23 protein-coding genes, 2 tRNA genes and 1 riboswitch are annotated in these 24,038 nt (G+C 45.8%); of the genes, 21 read left to right on the top strand and 4 right to left on the bottom strand.

Features of this window, described 5'->3' with window-relative positions:
- Nucleotides 1–64: 64 nt before the first annotated feature.
- Together parC and ICN42_RS09520 are read right to left on the bottom strand one after the other, a co-directional pair.
- Complete coding sequence (parC, locus tag ICN42_RS09525; protein WP_216862487.1) at nucleotides 65–2,437, bottom strand: DNA topoisomerase IV subunit A; 2,373 nt, start codon at nucleotides 2,435–2,437, stop codon at nucleotides 65–67.
- Nucleotides 2,438–2,511: 74 nt separating this feature from the next.
- A complete protein-coding gene (locus tag ICN42_RS09520; protein ID WP_216253882.1) occupies nucleotides 2,512–4,500 on the bottom strand; it encodes a DNA topoisomerase IV subunit B in 1,989 nt (662 codons plus the stop codon).
- 78 nt (nucleotides 4,501–4,578) lie between these two features.
- Here ICN42_RS09520 and ICN42_RS09515 point away from each other — a divergent pair, with 78 nt between their 5' ends.
- The 10 genes from ICN42_RS09515 to ICN42_RS09475 all read left to right on the top strand — a co-directional run bounded on the left by ICN42_RS09515 (nucleotide 4,579) and on the right by ICN42_RS09475 (nucleotide 13,713).
- Nucleotides 4,579–5,799 (top strand): CaiB/BaiF CoA-transferase family protein, encoded by a 1,221-nt coding sequence (locus tag ICN42_RS09515; protein WP_216253880.1) that lies wholly within the window; start codon nucleotides 4,579–4,581, stop codon nucleotides 5,797–5,799.
- A gap of 5 nt (nucleotides 5,800–5,804) precedes the next feature.
- Nucleotides 5,805–7,037 (top strand): MFS transporter, encoded by a 1,233-nt coding sequence (locus tag ICN42_RS09510; protein WP_216253878.1) that lies wholly within the window; start codon nucleotides 5,805–5,807, stop codon nucleotides 7,035–7,037.
- Between the two features lie 9 nt (nucleotides 7,038–7,046).
- Nucleotides 7,047–7,181: a hypothetical protein gene (locus ICN42_RS11970; protein WP_255539348.1), complete on the top strand. Its 135-nt coding sequence runs from the start codon at nucleotides 7,047–7,049 to the stop codon at nucleotides 7,179–7,181.
- A 96-nt stretch (nucleotides 7,182–7,277) separates the two neighbouring features.
- A tRNA-Arg gene (locus tag ICN42_RS09505) sits at nucleotides 7,278–7,352 on the top strand.
- 211 nt (nucleotides 7,353–7,563) lie between these two features.
- Nucleotides 7,564–8,403 (top strand): NUDIX hydrolase family protein, encoded by an 840-nt coding sequence (locus tag ICN42_RS09500; RefSeq protein WP_216253876.1) that lies wholly within the window; start codon nucleotides 7,564–7,566, stop codon nucleotides 8,401–8,403.
- Nucleotides 8,404–8,477: 74 nt separating this feature from the next.
- A riboswitch (TPP riboswitch) is annotated at nucleotides 8,478–8,584 on the top strand.
- A gap of 40 nt (nucleotides 8,585–8,624) precedes the next feature.
- On the top strand, nucleotides 8,625–10,562 hold the full coding sequence (gene thiC, locus ICN42_RS09495; RefSeq protein ID WP_216862478.1) for a phosphomethylpyrimidine synthase ThiC: 1,938 nt from the start codon (nucleotides 8,625–8,627) through the stop codon (nucleotides 10,560–10,562).
- Nucleotides 10,563–11,723, top strand: coding sequence for an FAD-dependent oxidoreductase (locus ICN42_RS09490; protein WP_370626026.1), 1,161 nt, complete (start codon nucleotides 10,563–10,565; stop codon nucleotides 11,721–11,723).
- Complete coding sequence (thiS, locus tag ICN42_RS09485) at nucleotides 11,714–11,911, top strand: sulfur carrier protein ThiS (protein WP_216253873.1); 198 nt, start codon at nucleotides 11,714–11,716, stop codon at nucleotides 11,909–11,911. The genes ICN42_RS09490 and thiS overlap by 10 nt, the downstream gene beginning before the upstream one ends.
- A 44-nt stretch (nucleotides 11,912–11,955) precedes the next feature.
- Entirely contained in the window at nucleotides 11,956–12,774 is an 819-nt protein-coding gene (locus ICN42_RS09480; protein ID WP_216253870.1) for a thiazole synthase, read from the top strand.
- Between the two features lie 12 nt (nucleotides 12,775–12,786).
- The gene (locus ICN42_RS09475; RefSeq protein WP_216253867.1) at nucleotides 12,787–13,713 is read left to right on the top strand and encodes a thiamine phosphate synthase; all 927 of its coding nucleotides are present in this window, start codon (nucleotides 12,787–12,789) and stop codon (nucleotides 13,711–13,713) included.
- Between the two features lie 32 nt (nucleotides 13,714–13,745).
- Here ICN42_RS09475 and thiD read toward each other — a convergent pair whose 3' ends face one another.
- Nucleotides 13,746–14,630 (bottom strand): bifunctional hydroxymethylpyrimidine kinase/phosphomethylpyrimidine kinase, encoded by an 885-nt coding sequence (gene thiD / locus ICN42_RS09470; protein WP_216253864.1) that lies wholly within the window; start codon nucleotides 14,628–14,630, stop codon nucleotides 13,746–13,748.
- Between the two features lie 21 nt (nucleotides 14,631–14,651).
- Here thiD and ICN42_RS09465 point away from each other — a divergent pair.
- The 9 genes from ICN42_RS09465 (at nucleotide 14,652) to ICN42_RS09425 (ending at nucleotide 20,472) form a co-directional block, all read left to right on the top strand.
- Nucleotides 14,652–14,727 (top strand) — tRNA-Asn (locus tag ICN42_RS09465).
- A gap of 82 nt (nucleotides 14,728–14,809) precedes the next feature.
- Entirely contained in the window at nucleotides 14,810–15,826 is a 1,017-nt protein-coding gene (locus tag ICN42_RS09460) for a site-specific integrase (RefSeq protein WP_216253861.1), read from the top strand.
- Nucleotides 15,816–16,421 (top strand): hypothetical protein, encoded by a 606-nt coding sequence (locus ICN42_RS09455; protein WP_216253859.1) that lies wholly within the window; start codon nucleotides 15,816–15,818, stop codon nucleotides 16,419–16,421. The genes ICN42_RS09460 and ICN42_RS09455 overlap by 11 nt, the downstream gene beginning before the upstream one ends.
- Before the next feature lie 152 nt (nucleotides 16,422–16,573).
- The gene (locus ICN42_RS09450) at nucleotides 16,574–16,855 is read left to right on the top strand and encodes a hypothetical protein (protein WP_216253856.1); all 282 of its coding nucleotides are present in this window, start codon (nucleotides 16,574–16,576) and stop codon (nucleotides 16,853–16,855) included.
- Nucleotides 16,852–17,418: a hypothetical protein gene (locus tag ICN42_RS09445; protein WP_216253839.1), complete on the top strand. Its 567-nt coding sequence runs from the start codon at nucleotides 16,852–16,854 to the stop codon at nucleotides 17,416–17,418. The genes ICN42_RS09450 and ICN42_RS09445 overlap by 4 nt, the downstream gene beginning before the upstream one ends.
- Before the next feature lies 1 nt (nucleotide 17,419).
- Nucleotides 17,420–19,171: a DNA polymerase gene (locus ICN42_RS09440; protein WP_216253837.1), complete on the top strand. Its 1,752-nt coding sequence runs from the start codon at nucleotides 17,420–17,422 to the stop codon at nucleotides 19,169–19,171.
- 62 nt (nucleotides 19,172–19,233) lie between these two features.
- On the top strand, nucleotides 19,234–19,680 hold the full coding sequence (locus tag ICN42_RS09435) for a hypothetical protein (RefSeq protein WP_216253833.1): 447 nt from the start codon (nucleotides 19,234–19,236) through the stop codon (nucleotides 19,678–19,680).
- Nucleotides 19,649–20,137: a P27 family phage terminase small subunit gene (locus ICN42_RS09430; protein WP_216253830.1), complete on the top strand. Its 489-nt coding sequence runs from the start codon at nucleotides 19,649–19,651 to the stop codon at nucleotides 20,135–20,137. The genes ICN42_RS09435 and ICN42_RS09430 overlap by 32 nt, the downstream gene beginning before the upstream one ends.
- 143 nt (nucleotides 20,138–20,280) lie before the next feature.
- Nucleotides 20,281–20,472: a hypothetical protein gene (locus ICN42_RS09425; RefSeq protein WP_216253828.1), complete on the top strand. Its 192-nt coding sequence runs from the start codon at nucleotides 20,281–20,283 to the stop codon at nucleotides 20,470–20,472.
- Between the two features lie 162 nt (nucleotides 20,473–20,634).
- On the opposite strand, the gene ICN42_RS09420 is transcribed toward ICN42_RS09425, so the two are convergent.
- Entirely contained in the window at nucleotides 20,635–21,429 is a 795-nt protein-coding gene (locus ICN42_RS09420) for a GntR family transcriptional regulator (protein ID WP_216253824.1), read from the bottom strand.
- A gap of 92 nt (nucleotides 21,430–21,521) precedes the next feature.
- On the opposite strand from ICN42_RS09420, the gene ICN42_RS09415 reads away from it, so the two are divergent.
- Together ICN42_RS09415 and ICN42_RS09410 are read left to right on the top strand one after the other, a co-directional pair.
- Nucleotides 21,522–22,979, top strand: coding sequence for a sulfatase-like hydrolase/transferase (locus ICN42_RS09415; protein WP_255539347.1), 1,458 nt, complete (start codon nucleotides 21,522–21,524; stop codon nucleotides 22,977–22,979).
- Between the two features lie 23 nt (nucleotides 22,980–23,002).
- On the top strand, nucleotides 23,003–23,986 hold the full coding sequence (locus ICN42_RS09410) for a tripartite tricarboxylate transporter substrate binding protein (RefSeq protein WP_216253816.1): 984 nt from the start codon (nucleotides 23,003–23,005) through the stop codon (nucleotides 23,984–23,986).
- Nucleotides 23,987–24,038 lie beyond the last annotated feature (52 nt).

Raw genomic sequence — 24,038 nt, 5'->3', positions numbered from 1 at the left:
GGAAATAAAAAACCCGATCAGCTACTGACCGGGTTTCTTTTTATGCGCTAACAGGTAAAGCCTCTTAGTTCGCCTTCAGTTTTCCGTCTTTCAGTCTTGGCTCTACAAAGTGGCCCTTACGAGCACGATTGCCTGCAAACGACTTCAAGGTTTTTGCATCGAGACTTAACTCAGTTGGCTTGCCAGCACGTCCAGCACCAGAATACGTAGCGCCATCAGGACCCACAGCAATCGCTGAGGCAAGCTTTTCTTTATCGTCTAGACCCATCAAGATCACACCCTTACCACCCGTAGGTAAACGCTTAAGCTCATCTAATGGGAATACCAATAACTTAGAGCCTTCGGATAGGCAAGCTACCTGCTTCATTCCAGCTGTGACTTTAGCTGCACCAAGAGGAGCATCACCACCAGGGAATTTGCTATCGATACCAACAAAAGATTTACCAGCCTTGTTACGAGTCGTCATATCCGCGACATTTGCCAAGAAACCATTACCAGACCTGGTTGAAATCAATACGAGATCATCGGGCTGACCAGCGTAATAAGCAACCATTTGTGAACCAGCTGCTAGGTTTACAAAACTAGTCAATGGTGAACCATCACCACGAGCGCCAGGTAAATCACTAACAGGCACGGTATAGACCCGACCATCACTACCGAAGCCCTGTATGACATCTACCGTGCGGCATTCAAATGTTCCGTAGAGCGCATCTCCAGCCTTAAAGCCAAACTGGGTAGCATCATGCTCATGGCCTTGGCGAACCCGCACCCAGCCTTTTTGGGACACGATTACAGTCACCGGTTCATCCAACACCTTAGTTTCCGCAACAGCGCGCTTATCTTCCTGAATCAAAGTACGGCGATCATCACCAAAATCCTTCATATCGGATTCGATTTCTTTGATGATGCGTTTACGCAAAATGGTATCGCTTTGTAATAAGCCCTCTAGATCTTCGCGTTCAGACTTCAGCTGCTTTAACTCTTGCTCAATCTTGATGCCTTCAAGTCGAGCCAACTGGCGCAAGCGGATATCTAAAATATCTTCTGCCTGTCGATCACTCAGCTTGAACTCTTTAATAAGGTCCGCTTTTGGCTCGTCGCTATTGCGAATGATCTTAATCACTTTATCAATATTCAGAAGAACGATCAGGCGCCCTTCCAGAATATGCATTCGGTCATTCACTTTTCCTAAGCGATACTGAGTACGTCGTGTAACAGTACCTACTCGGAAAGAAATCCATTCAGAGATGATCTCTTTTAAGCCTTTTTGACGCGGACGACCATCAGTACCAATCATCACTAAGTTCATTGGCGCATTGGACTCTAGCGAAGTATGGGCTAGCAATAAGTTTGCAAACTCGTTGACATCGATATTTTTACTCTTCGGCTCAAATACCAGGCGTACAGCCGCATCCTTACTAGATTCATCACGCACACCGTCCAGCACATTCAAGATCGTGGACTTAAGATTGCTCTGCTCAGGAGTCAAAGTCTTTTTGCCGACCTTAACCTTGGGATTGGTAATCTCTTCAATTTCTTGTAGTACGCGCTGGGATGAAGTGGATGGTGGCAATTCGTTAACTACGATTTGCCACTGACCACGAGCCAACTCTTCGATAGACCAGCGGGCACGAACTTTTAAACTGCCACGACCAGCTTCGTAGATCTGCGCGATCTCCGCTGGAGAAGAAATAATTTGACCACCGCCTGGGTAGTCAGGGCCAGGCATGATTTCGAGGAGTTCTGAAGTACTCATTTTGGGAGACTTCATTAAAGCAATAGCAGCACTAGCGACTTCACGCAAATTATGCGAAGGAATCTCAGTTGCCATACCTACAGCAATACCAGATGCGCCATTCAATAGGACAAAAGGTAGGCGCGCTGGTAATAACTTAGGCTCCTGGAATGATCCATCATAGTTCGGCGCAAAATCTACCGTACCTTCATCAATTTCGCTAAGCAGTAAACCAGCAATTTTGGTTAAACGCGCTTCGGTATATCGCATCGCTGCAGCGCCATCGCCATCACGCGAACCAAAGTTACCTTGACCATCAATCAACGGGTATCGCAAGGAGAAGCTCTGGGCAAGACGCACCAATGCGTCATAAGCAGATTGGTCACCATGAGGATGAAATTTACCCAACACATCACCTACAACACGTGCGCTCTTTACTGGCTTAGCATCAGCACGCAAACCCATCTCACTCATCGAGAACAGAATACGGCGCTGAACCGGCTTCTGACCATCCGATACATCTGGCAAAGCGCGGCCTTTAACCACGCTAATTGCGTAATCCAAGTAAGCGCGCTCAGCGTAGACAGCCAGCGTTAGGCTGTCTTTGTCATCCTCATTGAGCTCTACAATTTTAGGGTCATGAGGATCTTTGGGGCCACCAGCTTCTGGAGCAACAGTCTGCTCAATCTCAACAATATTCATTTCAATTGGCTCAGCAGAAAATAAATCAGCTTGCTCAATTGAGCTTGAATCCCCGGGAGTTTTTTTAGTTGCCATTAGATATCCGCCTCGACTTCATTACCGCGCTCTTCAAGCCAATCACGACGCGCCCCAGATTCGGATTTACCCATCAACATATCCATCGTTTTAATTGTTTCATCTTCCGTCCAAGTGCCCAATGTCACCGGCAATAGGCGACGGGTATCTGGATTCAAAGTGGTATCCCACAATTGCTCAGCACTCATTTCTCCCAAGCCCTTAAAGCGGGAAATTTGCCATGCAGATTCCTTCACGCCATCTTTGCGTAATTTATCTTCGATTGCTTGCAGCTCATTTGCATCTAGAGCGTAAATCTTTTGCGCTGGTTTTTTACCGCGCGCGGGAGCATCAACCCTGAACAATGGCGGTCTGGAAATATGAATATGACCCAACTCAATTAACTTAGGGAAATGCTTGTAGAACAATGTGAGCAGTAAGACCTGAATATGCGCACCATCCACGTCCGCGTCCGATAAGATGCAGACTTTGCCGTAACGTAGATTTGATAAATCAGGCGTGTCATTGGCGCCATGGGGATCCACACCAATAGCAACGGCGATATCATGCACTTCATTGTTGGCGAACAAGCGATCACGCTCTGCCTCCCAGGTATTAAGAACCTTACCGCGTAAAGGCAAAATAGCTTGGTATTCTTTATTACGGCCCATCTTGGCAGAGCCACCCGCTGAATCACCCTCTACGAGGAAAATTTCATTCAGTGTGATGTCTTGACTCTCACAGTCAGTCAACTTGCCAGGCAGAACCGCTACGCCGGAAGACTTTTTCTTTTCTACTTTTTGACCAGCACGGGTTCTTGCTTGAGCCTGCTTAATAACTAAGTCCGCTAATTTGCGACCGTAATCCACATGCTCATTGAGCCAAAGCTCTAGTGCAGATTTTGCGTAACCAGAAACCAAACGCACCGCATCTCTGGAGTTCAAGCGCTCTTTAATTTGCCCTTGGAACTGTGGATCCAAGACCTTGGCAGACAAAATGAATGAGGCGCGCGCAAAGACATCCTCGGGCATTAACTTCACACCCTTCGGTTGTAAGGCATGCATTTCAATAAAACCTTTGACAGCATTAAAGAGGCCTTCGCGTAAACCGCTCTCATGGGTTCCACCCGCTGGAGTTGGAATCAAGTTCACATAACTCTCGCGCACTGGTGCACCATCTTCAGTCCAAGCAACAACCCATGCCGCCCCCTCGCCTTCAGCAAAGGAATCATCATCACCATTGCCAGTAGCGTATTGCTCACCCTCAAATGGTGGAATCACTTCTGCGCCATGACCGGCTTGAGCCATCGCTTCATTTAAGTAACCACGCAAACCTTGGGCATATTGCCAAGTTTGACTCTCACCAGATTTTTCTTGAATCAGGGTAACTTTTACGCCCGGCAACAGCACTGCCTTAGAGCGTAATAAACGAATAAGCTCTGGCATAGGGATAGCAGCGCTATCAAAGTACTTTCCATCAGGCCATGCACGAACGCGTGTTCCGTGTGATTTATCTTCTTTACCAGCAGCGCTAGTTTTGAGCTTTTCAATAACTCTGCCATCAGCAAAGGTCAAAGTAGACACTTGGCCTTCACGCCATACAGTGACTTCTAGCCGCTTAGATAACGCATTCGTTACCGAAACACCAACACCATGCAAGCCGCCGGAGAAGGCATAAGCTCCGCCAGTGCCTTTTTCGAACTTGCCCCCAGCATGCAACTGGGTAAAAACGATTTCTACAACCGGTAATTTCTCGGTAGGATGCATTCCAACCGGAATTCCGCGCCCATCGTCTTCAATGCTCACGCTACTGTCGGCATGCAAAGTCACAATGATTTGTTTGCCAAACCCGCCTAAAGCCTCGTCAGAAGCGTTATCCAACACCTCCTGAATAATATGAAGGGGATTGTCAGTGCGGGTGTACATTCCCGGGCGCTGACGCACGGGTTCAAGTCCTTTTAGGACCTGAATAGATGATTCGCTATATTCGGATGTTTTACGGGTAGCCATGCGCGCAAATTGTAGTCATGTCTAAACTAAAACCCGAATTTTCCTGAATTACCCCTATATTCATGCCAAAATTGCCCTATGGGAGCCTTAAGTCATATTCGCGTTTTAGACCTCAGCCGTGTTCTTGCCGGCCCGTGGTGCGCACAAAACCTCGCCGATCTCGGTGCAGACGTCATTAAAGTGGAGCGCCCAGGCGTTGGGGACGATACCCGTCACTGGGGCCCTCCTTTTGTGAAGGATGCCAAGGGTAATGACACAGTTGAAACAGCCTATTTCATTTGTATTAATCGAAATAAACGCTCAATTACGGTCGATATCAGCAAACCAGAAGGCCAAGAAATCATTCGGCAGCTCGCCAAAGAGTCGGATGTAGTGCTCGAAAACTACAAGGTTGGGGATCTGGCTAAGTACGGACTTGATTATGAAAGCCTCAAAAAGGTCAAATCTGACCTGATTTATTGCTCTATTACTGGATTTGGTCAAAACGGCCCCTACGCCCACCGCCCTGGATATGACTTCATTATTCAAGGCATGGGTGGATTTATGAGCGTGACCGGAGAAGCAGATGATGTTCCAGGAGCCAGCCCACAAAAGGCTGGGGTGGCCATAGCTGATATCTTTACTGGCATGTACGCCACAACGGCTATCTTGGCTGCCGTTGTCCACCGGGATCAGACTGGTCAAGGCCAGTACATTGATATGGCCCTCTTAGATACTCAAATCGCCGTCATGGCGAATGTGTCTAGCGCCTATTTATGCTCAAATCACGTCCCTCGTCGCTGGGGCAACGCTTCCCCCGTTATCGTTCCTTACCAAACCTTCCCCACTTCAGACGGCTGGATGATTGTCGCCGTTGGCAATGATGGTCAATTCAAGCACTTTGTTACAGCTGGCGGAGAAGCCCATTTGGCTGAAAATCCCCATTACATTAATAATCCCCTTCGAGTTGAGAACCGCAAGTCCTTGATACCGTTGCTAGAAGTAATGACTCGGCGCAAAACAAAGGCTGAGTGGATCGAGCTTTTAGAGGCTGATAACGTGCCCTGCGGCCCCATTAACAACTTTGAAGAGGTCTTTGATAATGAGCAAGTCAAGGCTCGAGGCGTCCAAATTAACGTTCCACACCCAACGGCAGGCAATATGAAGCTCGTTGCCAGCCCAATGCGACTTTCAGAAACCCCTGTTGAAGTCCGTATGGCGCCACCTACCCTAGGTCAACATACTGATGAGATTCTTCGGGAGCGCTTGAATCTGGATTCTCAGGCTATTGCTGCCTTGCAAGAAAAGGGCGTCGTTTAAATCACATGTCTTCCACCAATCAAAGTCAAAAACTATCACTCAAACAAGTGCTCATTTTTGGGGGGCTGATGGTGACCTTCTCCATGGGTATCCGCCATGGTTTCGGTCTATTCAATCTTCCAATTACGATGGCGAATGGTTGGGGGCGTGAAACCTTTGCTCTCACTATCGCATTACAGAATCTGATTTGGGGAGCCGTTCAACCCATTACTGGAGCATTAGCCGATCGTTACGGCGCATTCAAAATCATGGTCGCTGGTGGCGCACTTTATGCACTCGGCTTAGCTGGTATGGCAGTCTCGACGGATGCGCTGAATTTTTCTTTAGCCGGTGGATTACTGATTGGCCTTGCACAAACTGCAACTACCTACAGCGTGGTCTATGGAATATTAGGTCGTAACGTTGCTGCGGAAAAACGAGTGTGGGCAATGGGTATTGCAGCAGCAGCTGGATCATTTGGGCAGTTCCTCATGATTCCGGTTGAACAGGGTTTACTCACAGGATTTGGTGCCAATGATGCGTTACTCATGTTAGCGCTCATGGCTAGCCTGATGATTCCGATTGCGTTTATGTTGCGCGAACCGGGTGTCATTAATTCCCACCAAGGAAGCGATCAAACTATTAAACAAGCTCTAAAAGAGGCAATCGGAAATCCCAGCTTTAGATTGCTTACTTTAGGTTATTTTGTGTGCGGATTTCAAGTGGTGTTTATTGCTGTTCATTTAGCGCCCTACCTTAAAGATTTATCTAAAATTTATCCAGATGTGGGTGCTCCTGCCGTAGCAACGACTGCACTTGCCTTGATTGGGCTTTTTAATGTCTTCGGTACCTATAGCGCTGGAATACTGGGACAACGCTTTCCAAAGCGCTACCTTCTATCGGGCATCTATATCAGCAGGTCTGTTGCCATCATGGCTTTTGTTTGGCTACCCCTGAGCCCAACGTCCACTTATATCTTTGCAGCAATCATGGGCTTTCTGTGGCTATCTACTATCCCCCTCACAAATGCAATCGTGGCCCAGATCTTTGGCGTCAAATACCTCACGATGCTATCTGGCTTGGTGTTCTTCTCACATCAATTGGGTAGCTTCTGCGGAGCTTATTTCGGCGGCTATTTATTTGACCGAACTGGGTCCTATCTGATTGTTTGGAATATTGCGATTGCCTTGGGTGTGTTTGCGTTCTTGGTAAATTTGCCAGTAAAAGAGCGAGCAATACATCGTGTTGCAACTGCCTAAATTTTTCTGATGAAAATTTCTATTACGCGTTTGTTTTTATACGTCCTATCGCTATTAATCTTAGGAGTTATTTTCACCGCATACTTTGCGCCAGACTTAACCGTAGCAATTACCAATCAAGTTTGGGCGCTCTGCGGCTGGTAAGTGGTAGTTGCATTGGGATGCGTGGATAATGATTTCGCCAAATACCATTTCTAGAGCTTGTTTGGTATTGATTTGATTTTGAGTAGTTACTTTTTTCTCGCCGTAGCACAATGGATAGTGCACATGCCTCCTAAGCGTGGGATACAGGTTCGATTCCTGTCGGCGGGACCACCCCTCAATTCAAAACTTATCCACAGCTTGTGTGGATAAATACCCAAAAGTTTTCGTAAGTCACAGATTTGTATAGAGTGACCTAGCTTGCTTAAATTATGAGCATCCATCTCTGACAAAAATATAAGTAAAGATCTGTTGACAATTCAACTTCATTTATAGATTTTTAGACTAGTTTTTCAGTATTTTTAATTTCTCTTACACTTAGGGCATGCATAAGCTCACCACCAGCACGATCGCCGCTTTAGAGGAGATGCTCCAAAACACCGCGAGATCCGCTCCACAAGATTTTTTACCCATCCAATTTTTGGGTGGCGCCTCATCTGGCCAAGTGATTGGGCACTTAAACCCCGAATTTATTCCCTATTTGCAAGAATCCTTGGCAAAAAATCCCATTTCTCACGTGGAAATGGATCATGCTCACCTGACTATTGCGCATGCGCGACCTTTAATATTGTCAGAAAGCCTGGCTAAATTAGCCGACCGAATGCACCAAGGTGGCTTTATTCCTGGTTGGCGGCACGAGGACTTCGCCTGGATTGACCAAAATGGCCATGAATACTTCCGCTTAGAACGCTCTGCTTTCCGTACTTTTGGCTTTCGTAGCATGGCAACCCACATTAATGGCTATACCAAAGCTGGCAATCTCTGGCTGGGACGTCGGAGTGAAACCAAGTCTACTGACCCAGGTCGCCTAGATAACCTAGCAGCAGGCGGTATTGGGGCTGATGAGACCCCATGGGTTAACGCTCGCAGGGAGTTATGGGAAGAGGCTGGTGTTCCCCCCCAAATTTCAGACCAAATTGAGCCGGTTGGCCGCATACATATGCGCCGCCCCATTCCAGGCCGGGGTTTTCATGATGAACAGCTCTTTATCTATGACCTAGAGCTGGCGGATAACTTTGTTCCCACCAATCATGATGGTGAAGTCAGTGGTTTTATCGAAATCTCTCTTTCAGAGGCTGCTGCCCGCATTTTGGCCGATGAATTTACCAGCGATGCGGCCTTTGTGACAGCGGATTTCATCCTGCGCAATACAAAAGCTAACTAAATCATCCTGAATCGAATTGACGACTTGATTTTGATCATCCAACTGAAAGTCATTTCGTGGTTAAATTAGCTCTAAGGATGAAACAGGGGTGCCCTTAAAGGTTTTGAACTTTGAGGTGCTGAGAAAGACCCTATAACCCGATCCAGGTAATGCTGGCGTGGGGAGTTTTCCATCAGACCGTCACCCGGTTTCGTCCATCTAAACACAGTCAGGAGATGGACATGAGCGATACCAACAAAAAATCAAAACAAGAAATTCCAAGCTTAAAAAGCTTAGAGCGAGACTTCGGCCAAAAATTTGCCTATCCCGCTTCTACAAAAACCTATTTAGAAGGTTCGCGTCCAGACATCAAGGCCCCAATCCGCATGATTGAACAATTGTCTACGCGCGTTGGCGAAGAGATGGTGCCTAATCCACCGGTACCGGTTTATGACACATCTGGCCCTTACAGCGATCCCGACATTGTGATTAACCTTGAAAAAGGTTTGCCTTTACTGCGTAAGAACTGGATTGAAGAGCGCGGCGATACCGTGCAATTAGCTGGCCCATCCTCTGAATATGGTGTGGCTCGTTCACAAGATGAGGCTACCCAGAGTTTGCGTTTTGCCCACATCAATCCCCCTCGCGTTGCTAAAGCGGGCCAGAACGTTAGTCAGATGTATTACGCCCGCAAAGGTATCGTTACTCCAGAAATGGAATATGTCGCTTTGCGTGAGTCCATGGGCCTTGAGCAACTGCGCAAAAATCCTGAATATAAGCAACTACTCAAGCAACACCCTGGCAAGAGTTACGGCGCCAACCTTCCCGACATTGTTACCGGTGAATTTGTCCGTTCGGAAATTGCTGCTGGTCGTGCGATTATTCCTGCTAATATCAATCATCCAGAACTAGAGCCAATGATTATTGGTCGTAATTTCCGCGTGAAGATTAACGGCAATCTGGGTAACTCCGCTGTGACCTCTTCAATTAATGAAGAAGTTGAAAAAATGGTGTGGTCGATTCGTTGGGGTGCAGACACCATCATGGATCTATCAACTGGCAAACATATTCATGAAACCCGCGAGTGGATTATTCGCAACTCTCCAGTACCGATTGGTACTGTTCCAATCTATCAGGCGCTAGATAAGACCGGTGGTGTTGCTGAAGATCTCACCTGGGAAATGTTCCGCGATACCCTAGTAGAGCAAGCTGAACAAGGCGTGGATTACTTCACCATTCATGCGGGTGTTTTGTTACGCTACGTTCCCCTTACTGCTGACCGAATCACCGGCATTGTGTCGCGCGGCGGCTCGATCATGGCGAAGTGGTGCTTAGCCCACCATAAAGAAAACTTCCTCTATACGAAGTTTGACGAGATTTGCGAAATCATGAAAGCCTACGACGTGTCATTTAGCTTAGGTGATGGTTTGCGTCCAGGCTGTATTGCTGACTCCAATGATGCAGCGCAGTTTGGCGAACTACATACCCTTGGCGAGTTAACCGCCAAAGCTTGGAAGCATGATGTTCAGGTCATGATTGAAGGCCCTGGTCACGTCCCAATGCAGCGCATTGAAGAAAACATGACTGAAGAATTAAAGCATTGCTTAGAAGCTCCCTTCTACACCCTTGGACCATTGATTACGGATATCGCCCCTGGTTACGATCACATTACCAGCGGTATTGGTGCTGCGCAAATTGGTTGGTACGGTACAGCGATGCTTTGCTATGTCACACCTAAAGAGCATTTAGGTTTGCCAGATAAAGAGGATGTGCGCACGGGCATCATTACTTACAAGATTGCAGCCCATGGTGCCGACTTAGCCAAAGGTTTGCCGGGCGCTCAAGTACGCGATAACGCTTTATCAAAAGCGCGTTTTGAATTCCGCTGGGAAGATCAATTTAATCTTGGTTTAGATCCTGAGCGTGCCCGCGAATATCATGATGCGACTTTACCTGCTGAAGGAGCGAAGATTGCGCATTTCTGCTCGATGTGTGGACCGAAATTCTGCTCTATGAAGATCACACAAGAAGTGCGTGATTACGCGGCGACATTAGATGCGGATGGCAATCCTAAAGCGAAAGTGATTCCAATTACTGTCGATGCCTCTACTGATCCAGAAAAGGGAATGGAAGAAATGTCCGCAGAGTTCCGTAAGCGCGGTAGCGAGATATATCAGTAAGTGAAAAACGCATTCTCAAACGGCAAATATGCCATCGTTGGCGCCGGCCTGATGGGCCGGTTGCTAGCGGTCGCACTTGCTAAGCGAGGAGCTCAAGTTGAGCTGTTTGAGAAAGGCGCTTCAGATGCCACCGATTCAGCTGCCCGAATCGCTGCTGCTATGTTGGCGCCACTAGCAGAATCCGCTATTACTGAAAATAACGTGGTTCGTATGGGTGTTCATAGCCTGCCACGCTGGAAACAAATCATCAATGAATTAGCCAAGCCAGTCTATTTTCAGCAAGATGGCACTTTGATCTTGTGGCACCGTCAAGATGCCAGTGATGCAGAACGTTTTGCTTCTCACCTAGAAAGAAATTGCGATCGCAATAATTCACTTTCTAAACCCGTCCATCTCGATGGCCAATCGCTTGCAGAAATCGAACCCGGCGTTGCTGATCGTTTTACTCAAGGCCTGTATCTGCCGAATGAGGGTCAATTAGATAATCGCCAGCTGTTGGAGGCCCTATTAGTAGAGCTCACCTTGATGAAGGTGCCCTGCCATTGGCATCAATCCGTTGATCCAGAGCAACTTCGCTACAAAGACAATGGTTTTGATTGGGTCATCGACTGTCGTGGCCTTGGGGCCAAAAATTCTTGGGGGCACCTTGGTGATGGTGACGCATCCAAAAATTTACGCGGCGTGCGTGGCGAAGTCATTCGTCTTTATGCACCAGAAGTTAAGTTGCGACGCCCTACCCGCCTAATTCATCCGCGCTACCCAATCTATATTGCCCCAAAAGAAGATGATGTCTATGTGGTTGGTGCAACTGAGATTGAGTCAGAAGACCTATCGCCAATGAGCGTACGCTCAGCCATGGAATTACTCAGTGCGGTTTATACGGTGCATAGCGGCTTTGCCGAAGCGCGTATTTTGGAGATGGCAACACAATGTCGCCCCACACTCAAAGATAATCTTCCTGAAATTTGTGTAGAGCAAAAGTCCAACACTGCGAGTTTGATGATGATCAATGGACTGTATCGTCATGGCTTCATGATCTCGCCAGCTGTTCTTGATTGTGCCCTTGAGCTATTGAGCTCTGGTACTAGCCCTACCGCCATGAACTTGGGTTTACAGGTAACAACTGCGACTGCCCATAAGGAGTTAAGTGCATGCGCATAATGGTAAATCAAGTTGCAACAGAGGTGCCAGATAACAGCACGATTGATGATGTTTTATCACTCATCGATGCTCGTCCACCATTTGCGGTTGCCATTAATTATGAATTCGTTCCCAAGACTAGGCATGCTGAAGAAGTGTTGCATGAAGGCGATGAGCTGGAAGTCATCGCGCCAGTAACTGGCGGCTAACTCAGACAAAAATGAAGAAATAAATACACCAGTAATTGATCCACATGACCGCCCGCTTATTAAACCCCTCCCATACAGCAGATCCATTGGTACTGTATGGCGAGACCTTTGCTAGCCGTTTATTGCTTGGGACATCCCGTTATCCATCTCCACAAGTTTTGGAGAATGCTGTAAAGCAATCCAACCCCGGCATGATTACAGTGAGCCTTCGTAGGCAAGGCACGTCTACTGCAGAAGCGCATTCAGGCTTTTGGGACTTGCTCAAAAAAATGGCTGTACCGGTCCTACCCAATACCGCAGGATGTCACAGCCCAAAAGAAGTGATCGCTACTGCGCAGATGGCACGTGAGGTTTTTGAAACCCACTGGATTAAGCTTGAACTCATTGGTGATGACTACACCTTACAACCCGATACCTTGCGCTTAGTCTCTACAGCTGAAACTTTAATTAAAGATGGTTTCAAAGTATTGCCTTATTGCACTGAGGATCTGATTTTGTGTCAGCGCTTAGTTGATGTAGGCTGCCAGGCCGTGATGCCTTGGGCCGCACCCATCGGAACAGGTCAAGGCCCTTTAAATCCTTATGCATTAAAACTCCTACGAGATCGCTTAAATGTGCCTCTCTTGGTTGATGCAGGCCTAGGCCTTCCCTCGCATGCATGCGCTGTCATGGAATGGGGTTTTGATGGCGTGTTATTGAACACCGCAGTAGCATTGGCCGATGATCCCGTAGCGATGGCTAAAGCATTTGCGATGGCAGTAGATGCTGGCCGTAGCGCTTATCTTTCTGGTGCCATGAAAGCCCAGCAGTCGGCTCAAGCCAGCACACCATTAGTTGGCACACCTTTCTGGCATCAAAGTTAACGAGCGAAACTGATGAGCTTAGTTCGCGATCTTGCTGACCAAATTATTGCTGCGCATAGCAAGGAAGATTTATGCATTCCGATTCCAGCATATAGCTTCGCATCTCCACCCCCAAAAATTGATAACGAGCATGCCGCTGATCACTACGAGTTAGCGGGCACAGTTGCTGCAATTGAAATGGGCTTTATAGAATGTGATGCCAAAGTCTTAGGTAAGGCATGGTCTCGCATGGTTCACCAAGATGGTGGATTTAATCCATTTAAATGGCCCTCCAGACCTGAGCATTTTGATTTGCTTCCCTGGACTCGCAATATGAATCCCAATGCCTTTGCGGAGTGTCCTAAGCGTTTAGGTCTATATGCTGTGATGCCCGATGCGGATTGGGTTGAGCGCATGGTCGAGGCTGAAGTGCCAACTGTGCAACTGCGCCTGAAATCGAATGATCAAAAACTCATTCGCAAGCAGATAGCGCAATCTGTTCATGCCGTTAAAGGCAGCAAAACTCTACTCTTTATTAATGATTATTGGCAAGAGGCGATTGAAGCTGGCGCATATGGCATTCACTTAGGGCAAGAAGATTTAGAGACTGCAGATTTGGATGCCATTCGATCAGAAGGTATACGCTTAGGCTTGAGTACACACGGTTATGCTGAGATGGTGTGTGCAGATCGCTTTTGCCCAAGTTATATCGCCATGGGTGCTGTGTTTCCTACCAATCTCAAAAAGATGACTACAGCCCCCCAAGGTTTGGGTCGTCTCTATAAATACGCTAAGCTGATGAATCACTACCCTTTAGTAGCTATTGGCGGTATCGATGAGACCAGTATCCATGCGGTAGCTCAAAGTGGTGTTGGCTCTGTTGCCGTAGTGAGGGCTATTAATGGGGCAAGTGACCCTAAAGAAGCCGTCAAGCGGCTACAAGAGCTGATGAAAACTTAAGTCCAGAGATGCATAGCGTCCTGCTTTAAGTTTTAGTATTTGCCCTCTTCCTCTGGCAACGCCGTTGGATAAAAATCATGCATATGCCACAAGGGTCCAGGACCTTCGCCAATACTTAAGAAACGTCCAGCCTCTAGTCCAGCTTCAACGTAAGAGATTGCCTTGGCAACCGCATGAGTAAGATCATGCCCATCCGCTAAATAGGTCGCGATAGCAGATGCTAAAGAGCAACCAGTGCCATGGGTATTGGCGGTATTCACGCGGTAGTGCTTAAATTCTTTTGACTGAACTACTTCAAGACCATCTTCCATAGTTCGCCACATCAGAAAATCAGTCAGCTGAGTGTGGGTAGCATCCAGATGGCCACCCTTGATCAACACAGCCTGAGGGCCCATATCGAGCAACTCTTCCGCAGCCAACTTAAAGTCTTGCGGCCCTTTAAGCTCCCTACCCAAAAGCAAGGACGCCTCCTCTAAGTTAGGGGTGATCAACGTTGCCATCGGAAATAGATCGGCGATCATGGCTTGGGCGGTATCGTCACCACCAAGACTGGCACCGGAAGTGGCTCTTAATACAGGGTCTAAAACGATTCTTTTGACCCCATGGCGCTTCAGAGCCAAAGCCACAGTTCGAACGATTTCTGGGCTGGCCAACATGCCAATTTTGACGATGTCGACCCCAATATCCATCAATACCGCATCGATCTGAGCCTCAACCACATCAAGGTCGATATCCTGAATGCGGCTCACCCCTAAAGTGTTCTGGGCGGTTATAGCTGTGATGACTGTCATCCCGTATCCGCCCAAGGCTGTAATGACCTTGAGGTCAGCCTGGATGCCTGCGCCACCGCCACTATCAGACCCGGCGATGGTCAATACTTTAGGGATCTGCACAGAACTTGGAGTAGATGATTTCATCTTGCTATAATATCGGCTTATTCCTCGATAGCTCAGTTGGTAGAGCGCCGGACTGTTAATCCGTAGGTCCCTGGTTCGAGCCCAGGTCGAGGAGCCAAATACCTAGTAGTAACGGGACTTTCTAGACTCCCACTTCAGTCCGCCGGTGAAAAGGCGGACGACATAAGTAAGGGTCTAAAATGAATCGTTCTACAACGCCCGCCAGTGGGCCTGCAACAGTGATTTCCGGCACGTTGCAAACTGGCACAAGCAGTCGCCCCGCTCTTTATGAGCGCTCAGGCCTCATAACTATCTTCCAAGCAATTGATGCATATATGGCTGCCTATGAGGGCCGTGACGAGAGTCGCGCCCAGCGCATGGCATGGTGGCAAGCCAAAATTGGCCATCTCACCCTTATAGAGGTTGATGAAGACCATATTTTTTACGCAATTGAGGAGCTCTCGAGCAAAAAACCTCGTTACTACGCAGGCAAAGACGCCGATGGAAATTCCATCTATAAAGCCAAGAATAAACCTTATACCGCCGCCACACTTAATAGATATGTGGCTACCATGGCAGCTCTATTTACTTGGTGCATTAAAAAACGTATAGCCCCAAAAGGCTGGTCCAACCCATGCAAGGGAATTGAAAAATCACCCGAACACAACGAAGTTGTTCGTTTTTTGGATAAAGATGAACGTATTACGTTACTCAATGCATGCAAACAATCTAAGTGGCCAAAACTATACCTTCTAACCCTCTTAGCCCTAACCACTGGGGCTCGTAGCGGAGAATTAAAGCGCCTCAAATGGGGCGATATTGATTGCGAAAGAGCTGAAGCCGCCATTCACAGAACTAAAAATGGCGATAGAAAGACCCTCCCATTAGTTCCAGCAGTATTACAAGAGCTTGAGAAATTTAAAACTACAGAATCCAAACTTGTATTTGCTTCAACTTTAAGGCCGGATGCTGCATACCACTTTGATTGGGTGTGGAGAGAAGCTTTAAAACAAGCAAGGATCAAAAATTTTCGCTTCCACGACCTCAGACATACCTGCGCTTCATATCTTGCTCAAAACGGTGCTACGCTTCTCGAAATAGGTGATGTACTTGGGCATCGTAATCTAAGTGTCACCAAAAGGTATAGCCATCTAGCAACCGAACACAAAAGCGCGCTAGTTAATCGAGTATTAGGAGATATAGGCAATGATTCCTGAGATTTACGAAAAACTTGAACAGGCCTATAAAGCCGCATCTGAACCGATTATTTCAACCCACTTTTTTAGAGGTAGCACGGAATCAAGCAAGAGGCAGATTATTAAGCCACGTGTGCTTCCCAGCTCTGCAGAAGTAAGCTGGGGCACCGCAGAACCAAATGGAATACAGCAGGTTAGTAAATTTATAGATCCGGAACCATACTACATCGCATTCCAGTTTGCCTTCATCAAGAATTCAACAAAGGAATTGTGCGAACTTCTCAATAGCCAAGTTGAGATGCATCCCTCATACATGCCAATTCTTGCCTACATTCTAGAAAATTTCAAATCCTCACTGAAGCAAAAGAAAGGACTGCACCAGCAATTTATTCTTTCCCAGAAGAGAATGATTTATACCCTAGTTACGCGGGAATTAATAAAAGGAAAAGGCAAACTTACTCACGCTCGAGCATTTGAAAATATTCAAAACCGATACAAAATTAACTCATCAGAAATTTCTGAAATTTGGAATGAAATAACCGCTGAAATAATTAAGCTTAAAGGATTTGATCCATTCCCCAAAAGAAAAACTAGACCTACCAAAAATAGGGTTTAGTAGAAAAAGATACCTCCGAAATGCTGCATTTTGATGATATTTAAAACAGCATAAAACTCTTAGGATCACGATGCACCAAGCTAATTAACTAGGTGCCGGGGTCGGAAACCTCGTTACTACAAGGTATTTCTTTTTACACTAAGAGGCATTTAATGTTACATACAAATGATTTAAGTCTATTACAGACACCGAAGGATTACATATCCGATGGTCGCACACATATTTTCCCTAGCGAAGCGAGCCTTCAATGGTTTATCAGGAAAAATAAGAATCTTCTTATTCAAGCTTCAGCCCTCTTATGCCCAACCGGCCGCACATTAATTGATGCAAATCATTTTGATGAGGTGGTTTACGCAGTTGGAACTAATGCATTAAAACAAGAGTCAAGCATTAAACAAGTTGGGGCACTTCTTTCATCTAAGGAGGTCGCATGACACAGAAAGTTAATGAACCTTCTTGGCTCGACAATCTCCGTCTTCCCGATGGATACTCCAATACCATAGGGGGTGTAAAGCTACCAACCAAGCCATCATTTGGCAAATTAAATAAGCACCGATTCTCCAGGGTGCACCCGGATCCAAGCTATCAAGTGCCTGTTTTGATTGTGGAGGATAAGGATAGTGGCGAGACCTATATTGCAACGCATGCTGTGGCAGGTTATTTAGGCAAAGCTGCCACCCCAAAGTTGCTTCGATTGGCAGTGGATAACGCTGGAGTCCCAAAAATCATTGCCCAGCCAATTCCGGAACTTAGTGGGCGGCCGAATCTATGGAATGTGACTTGTATTCAAGCAATACAAATTGCCGAGAATGAGTGGGTTCGTATCGAGTCCGATATGAATGCCCAGCAATACACAATCATTAAGGCGGCAAATAATCTCGGAGACCCCCATTGGCCTGACCAGACAATGCCTGAGCTTATTCAAGCAGTTTTTTTAAATAATGTCATCTCCAGCCCAGATCATCCTTACATCAAGCAATTAGAAGGTAGGGTTTGATATGGGCCTCAATAATCTATCAGACTATGAATTCATCCTCATCGATTTTGAATTCAGGCAAATAGGAGGAATTGAAGGCAATCCCATTCAAGTGATTTGTATGGTTTCCTACAACACTAGTACAGGTGAATATAAGCGTATCTGGGCTGACGAACTCTACGCAATGGATGACCACCCTTTCAGGGAAAATCCAAAAGCAATTTTGGTGGCTTTTTATGCAAGCGCAGAAATGGGTTGTTACGACGCGCTAGGTTGGTCATGGCCAGACTACGTTCTTGATCTGTATACCGAGTTTAGAAACCTCACCAATGGCACCACCCTTCCATTTGGCCGCTCATTATTGGGCGCACTACAGTTCTTTGGGCTCCCCTCAATTGAGGGCACTCATAAAACAGAAATGCGCGATCTTGCGCTACGAGGCAGCCCATTTACAGAGCTTGAAAAGCAACAACTTATTGAATACTGCCAAAGCGACGTAGATTCTTTAAAACATCTTTTAGATGCCATGGCGCCGCTATTAGATTTACCAAGGGCACTATTACGCGGACGATACAACATTGCATTAGCGATCATGGAATCAACTGGTGTGCCGATTGATTTTGAGCTTTATCAAGACCTTTGCGTACATTGGGATGCAATTAAAGCCAAGTTAATTGAAGATATTGACCAAAATTACGGCGTTTACGTAAATGGCAGCTTCAAAGAATCATTATTTGAAGAATATTTAAAGGTGCAGAACATACGCTGGCCTAGATTAGCAAGTGGCAGACTGGCCTTGGATGATGAAACATTCAAAACCATGGCTAAGACCTTCCCTATCTTGGCACCGCTTCGTAACCTGCGCGACAGCCTTGGGAAGATGCGACTTAATGCCTTACAAGTTGGACTCGATGGTCGTAATCGCTGCCTGCTATCGCCCTTTAGCTCTATTACTGGTCGCAACCAACCCTCGACAACAAAATTTATATTTGGATTAAGCAAATGGGCGCGTGGATTAATCCAGCCAAAGCCAGGGCTACCAATCGCGTATATAGATTGGAGTCAGCAAGAGTTTGGGATAGCGGCGGCACTGTCAAATGATGAGAATATGAAAGCCGCCTATATGAGTGGCGATCCCTATCTCGCCTTTGCAAAGCAAGCAGGAGCGGTTCCACAGGATGCAACCAAGAAATCCCATGCTGCTGAGCGCGAGCAATATAAGCAATGTGTCTTAGCAACCCAGTATGGCATGGGTGCAGACGCCTTAGCGCTACGCATTAAGCAACCTAAGATTCGTGCCAAGCAACTCCTTGATATTCATCGTCGTGTTTATTGCAAGTTTTGGGATTGGTCAGATAACTTTTATAACCATACTGTCAGTGCAAACAGGGTTACCACGCTCTATGGATGGAATTTGAATGTTCAATCAGATCTCAATCCACGCAGTCTACGCAACTTCCCTATGCAGGCTAATGCTTCTGAGTTATTGCGTATTGCTTGCATTTTGATGGTGGAAAACGATATTACTTTGTGTGCGCCCGTGCATGATGCAGTTCTCATTCAAGCCCCAGATGACCTGATTGAAGAGCATGTATCCATTGCACAAACCTGCATGAGTTTAGCCAGTCAAAAAATGCTTTCAGGATTTGCGCTATCCAGTGATGCGGCAATTCTGCGTTATCCACAACGATTTCTGGAAGATGGCGCAGCAGAGTTTTGGGAGAAGGTAATGGAAATTCTTCAAATCGTCCAGCACGAGGAGTTAGCAAGTTAACACCATCCTGTTAACTAACTTAACACCTGTCCAATCTATTTATCTTTTATTTAATAATATTTATGCATACAAAATTACACTTATTCACAAAAGGTCCAATACCTTATTGGTGGAGTTATAGGGCAAATCAACTTGGCACTGCAACGGGGGTCATTGCCCAATCGCTTTGGTTTTATGTCGGAATTAATGGTTCGTATACCGTTAAGTTGGATCGCAACATTGACCTACTTTCAGGAATCACTAGGCAATCAAGGCAGCGATGCTTAAAGCGATTGCATGACGCAGGACTAATTGAACTATCTCTACTAAGGGGTGCCTATCCCATCGTTACCCTTCTTGATGTTGGTCAGGCGGGTAGACGCAGCCAAACACCAACCTCCACAACTTTAGAAACTAAAACGCAGCCCAAAAGCACCATAGCAGGTACAGGGGCAAATTTTCGCAAGACCAACTTTGAAAAACAGGGGTATTCCCATCATGAAAAACAAACAACATTTAACTTCAGTTAACCAAGAGCCAGATAACGAGGATGTATTACAAAGAATTCCATTGGCGCGCTGGATTAAGGACCCACAAACCTGGAATAAATATACTTTTATCAACGAAGCTTCTCAGTATCTATGGGATGCATACGGGAGCAGCACAGAGCAGGATAAACACGCGCTAGCCATGCTCGCAGAGGTTCTAGAGACCTTTGTTACCTGTTGCAAAGAAATCTCCACCAACGGGCTTGTAGTGACTCACCACAATGGTGTAACCGGTAAGAATCATCATGTCGACATTCGGGATAAGGCTATTACAAAAGCTGTTTTATTGATGAATGAGCTGGGACTGACGCCGAAGAGTCGATTTCCTCTAAAACCAAAACCAAACCCTGAATTTGAGAGATTTATGCGAGGACCCTATGGATACAGCAATGAACCTAAAGAGCCATTTGACCTAGATAGTGTGCTTGCCAAGAAATAGCCCTAGCCATCTTCATTAACCAACGGACCAACGATCCGTTGGTCACTAGAAAGATTTAAAGCAACTATTGATGTAATGCTATTTTGGTGAATATTAAGTTTTTATCGGCATCAGAATAGAGAATAGAGAACGTGCATTCGACGATGGCAGTTTGGGCAGAGGGCGACCGTATTCTCAAGGCTGCCCTCTACGATTACTCACGACACAAAACAACCGTCATTCCAGCAACCCGAAACTATGTAACATTAGCCTCAAAGACCACTAAGAAGTCGTTTACTGACTTTTTAGAAAAACAGCATGTGATGTTACCCTTGATGCCGGCACTAGAAATTTGAGTGGCCGCACTTTGAACCTTATGACAGTACATCCGTTGGTAATGAAATTAAAAAATATTTGGAGCTCATAACACGACGGTCGTAGGTTCAAATCCCATCCAAGATACCAACCTTGAAATCCACCATCTTTTGGCAGTCAATACTCAGCCCAGAAACGGACAATCAATATCCTTCCAGCCCTTTATCTCGACCATGTGAAGCCAAGTCCAATTTTCTAGAATTAAATGGGATCCATATTTCTTGGTAATACAAAGGTTGATTTTGGCCAATATAAGCAAATACCTGCAAAAATTGGCAAATAACTCCAACCTTGATATTCAGTTTTTGCTGAATATCTTTTGGCGGCAGCTTCATTACGAGGTACTGAACTAGCCTACCGACTGGCTGGTGAGTGCTATTCCAGATAATTTCCTTAAAGTTTTCACCAGATAACTTTTTAAGTGGTAACTTTTTAAAACCCGGAAATTTCTGAGCATCTATCCAAAATGAGCTGTGTACTTGAAATTCATTGCCTATATCAAGTATTCGATCTATCTTATAAAGATCCCTTTTGCCGAGATGCTCACTCCATGGGCCCACTTGATTGGCGGCGCCTTTTGAAAGAACAGTTGAATAAACGGGCAAATATGCTTGTCCAGAGTCATCTATAAACCTGCAATGTAATGGGGCATGCATCCTTCCACTATCAGCGCTAGCTAAAAAGGAGCCTTGCCCCTGACGACGAATAACAACACCTTCATCAACCAACATCCTAAATGCTCGCTGTATCGTTCCAAGTGAAATGGGAAGTTCTTTTGCCCACTCCACTTCGGTCATTAACCGCATTCCAGAAGGCCATGTACCAGTTGATGCCATTTCAATAATTGCATCCCGCAACGCAATATATTTCGGCAATCCTGAGCGTAAGTGCGCACTTAAAACCGGCAAAAAGTCCTTCAAAGCGGGGTTTTTATTCATCAAGTCATTTTATCTGTAATTCAATTGATAGCCAAAAACTATATAGTAATATAGTATTTACAAAAACCACCTCTTACTAAATGAGCAAAAACATGGCAAATAATTTTCTAGTCATCATGTCCGACGAACACAATCCCAAGGTGCTTGGACACTCTGGTCACCCCATTATTCAAACTCCAAACCTTGATGCGTTAGCTAAAAGAGGAACGGTTTTCGAACACACTTATACAACCAGCCCCGTTTGCATACCCGCCAGGGCAGGCTTTGCAACTGGAAAATATATAAATCAAATTGGGTTTTGGGATAACGCCGATGCCTATGATGGCTCCATACCCTCATGGCATCACATTATTCGGAATCAGGGATTTAACGTAACTTCCATAGGAAAGTTGCATTTTAGAGAATACGAAGAAGACCATGGATTTACAGAGGAACAAATTCCTATGCACATTCTCAAAGGTAAAGGTGATTTACTTGGATTGGTTCGCGATGATTTACCAAAGCGTGGCGGATCAAAAAAAATGGCTGCATTAGCTGGACCAGGAGAATCTCAATACACTTTTTATGACAAAGAGATTTGCTCAAAAGCTCAAATTTGGCTTCATGAAAAAGCCGCAAAAGAGGAGGCTGTTGATAAACCTTGGGTTCTGTTCGTTTCTTTTGTTGCCCCGCACTTCCCCCTCACAGCCCCACCAGAACACTATTACAAATATTGGGGTAAAAAGTTACCAATGCCCTTAATGTATGCGCGTGAGGAACGACCCAATCATCCTTATTTAGAAGACTATCGAAATTCATTTTGCTATGACGATTACTTTGAAAACGAAGATCAAGTTAAACGTGCGTTATGCGGATATTTTGGCTTAGTCTCGTATTTAGACGAAAACATAGGAAAGATCCTGACCACTTTGCAAGATCTTGGATTTGCCGAAACTACCAATGTCATTTACACAAGTGATCATGGAGATAATTTAGGTGCAAGAGGTCTTTGGGGCAAATCAACGATGTTTGAAGAAATTGCAGGGGTGCCATTAATCATGGCTGGACCAGACGTTCCAAAAGGGGTTCGAATAGAAACCCCCGTTAGTCATGTTGATTGCTTCCCGACAATTCTAGAAGGAATCGGTATTAATTTTGAATCGGTCAAAGATGGACACCCTGGAGTCTCCTTGTTTGATCTAGCCAAAGGCTATCAACCCGACAGAACGGTTCTCTCTGAATACCATGGAATGGGTTCAACCACTGGAGCGTATGCGATTCGTAACGGGAAATGGAAATACGTTTATTACGCAAAATACCCCGCACAATTATTTGATCTTGAAAACGATCCGAATGAAATAAATGATCTTGGTCAAGATCCTGATTACAAAAATATTCTTGCGGAATGCCATCTGAAGCTTCTTAGCGTATGTGATCCAGATGAAACTGACAGAAGAGCCAAAGCAAGACAGGCTGAAAATTTAGCCGCTAACGGTGGGCGCGAAGCTGTAATTGCTCGAGGAGATATTGGGTTCACCCCTGCCCCTGGCGCTGCTGCTGACTTCCTCTAACACTAAGACTGATTGGATAAATTATGAATGCAACTTCGGCATCAAAATTGATTATCACTTTTGTCACCAGTCTCTTACTAAGCAGTAATGTATTTTCTGCAGTTTGGCCTGATAGGCCGATTAGAATTATTGTTCCTTACCCCCCAGGTGGTGGGGTAGATGCAGTAGCAAGAACTTATGCCCAAAGACTGGGTGACATACTTAATACAAATGTTATTGTAGAAAACAAAGCTGGCGCATCAGGGGCAATTGGCGCTGACCTAGTTGCTAAAAGCGCTCCCGATGGGTATACCCTTTTAATTGCATCGCCTGCAGAAATTGTAGTTGGCCCTAGCGCTGGACAAAAGGTTCCATACGATCCAAAAACGGATCTGACGCCAATCTCACTCATTGGAGAAACTCCTTTAGTAATAGCGGCCCACCCAAATGTTCCAGCAAAAAACCTCTCCGAGTTTATTGTGTTAGCAAAAACCAACCCTGGCAAGTATTCATATGGAACTCCCGGCAATGGAAGTTCGATGCAATTTGCTGGAGAGTCCTTAAATGCTATTGCAGGCATTGATGTTTTGCATGTTCCTTATAAAGGAGCCGCACCCGCATTAGCCGATGCTTTGGGCGGACAAATTCCAATTGCAATAATCGGCATGCCACCAACCATTGCTCATGCAAAAAATGGAAAAATCACCATCCTCGCAGTAACCAGTGAAAAAAGGTCTTCAGCCATGCCAGATGTGATGGCCGTGGCAGAATTACCTAATATGAAGGGATATAGATTTACTAACTGGATGGGGCTTTTTGTTCCCGCCAAAACTTCTAATGAAATCGTCTCTAAGTTGGCAATTGCAACGAACAAGCTAGTAAAGGAGCCAGCCACGCATGATAAATTATTATCGCAGGGGGTTGAACCCATCGGTAGTTCGCCAAAAGAATTCGCCGAATTTTTGAAAAGTGAATATTCGACCTACTCAAAAATTGCCGTTGAGCGTAATATAAAAATGAATGATTAATTACTCAGCGCACTCAAAAGCTATCCTACCCAAAGCATCGGCTAATGTCGCT

The organism is Polynucleobacter sp. 71A-WALBACH (genome assembly GCF_018882365.1).
Taxonomy (GTDB): Bacteria; Pseudomonadota; Gammaproteobacteria; order Burkholderiales; family Burkholderiaceae; genus Polynucleobacter.
This window is presented reverse-complemented; position numbering and strand designations above follow the sequence as displayed.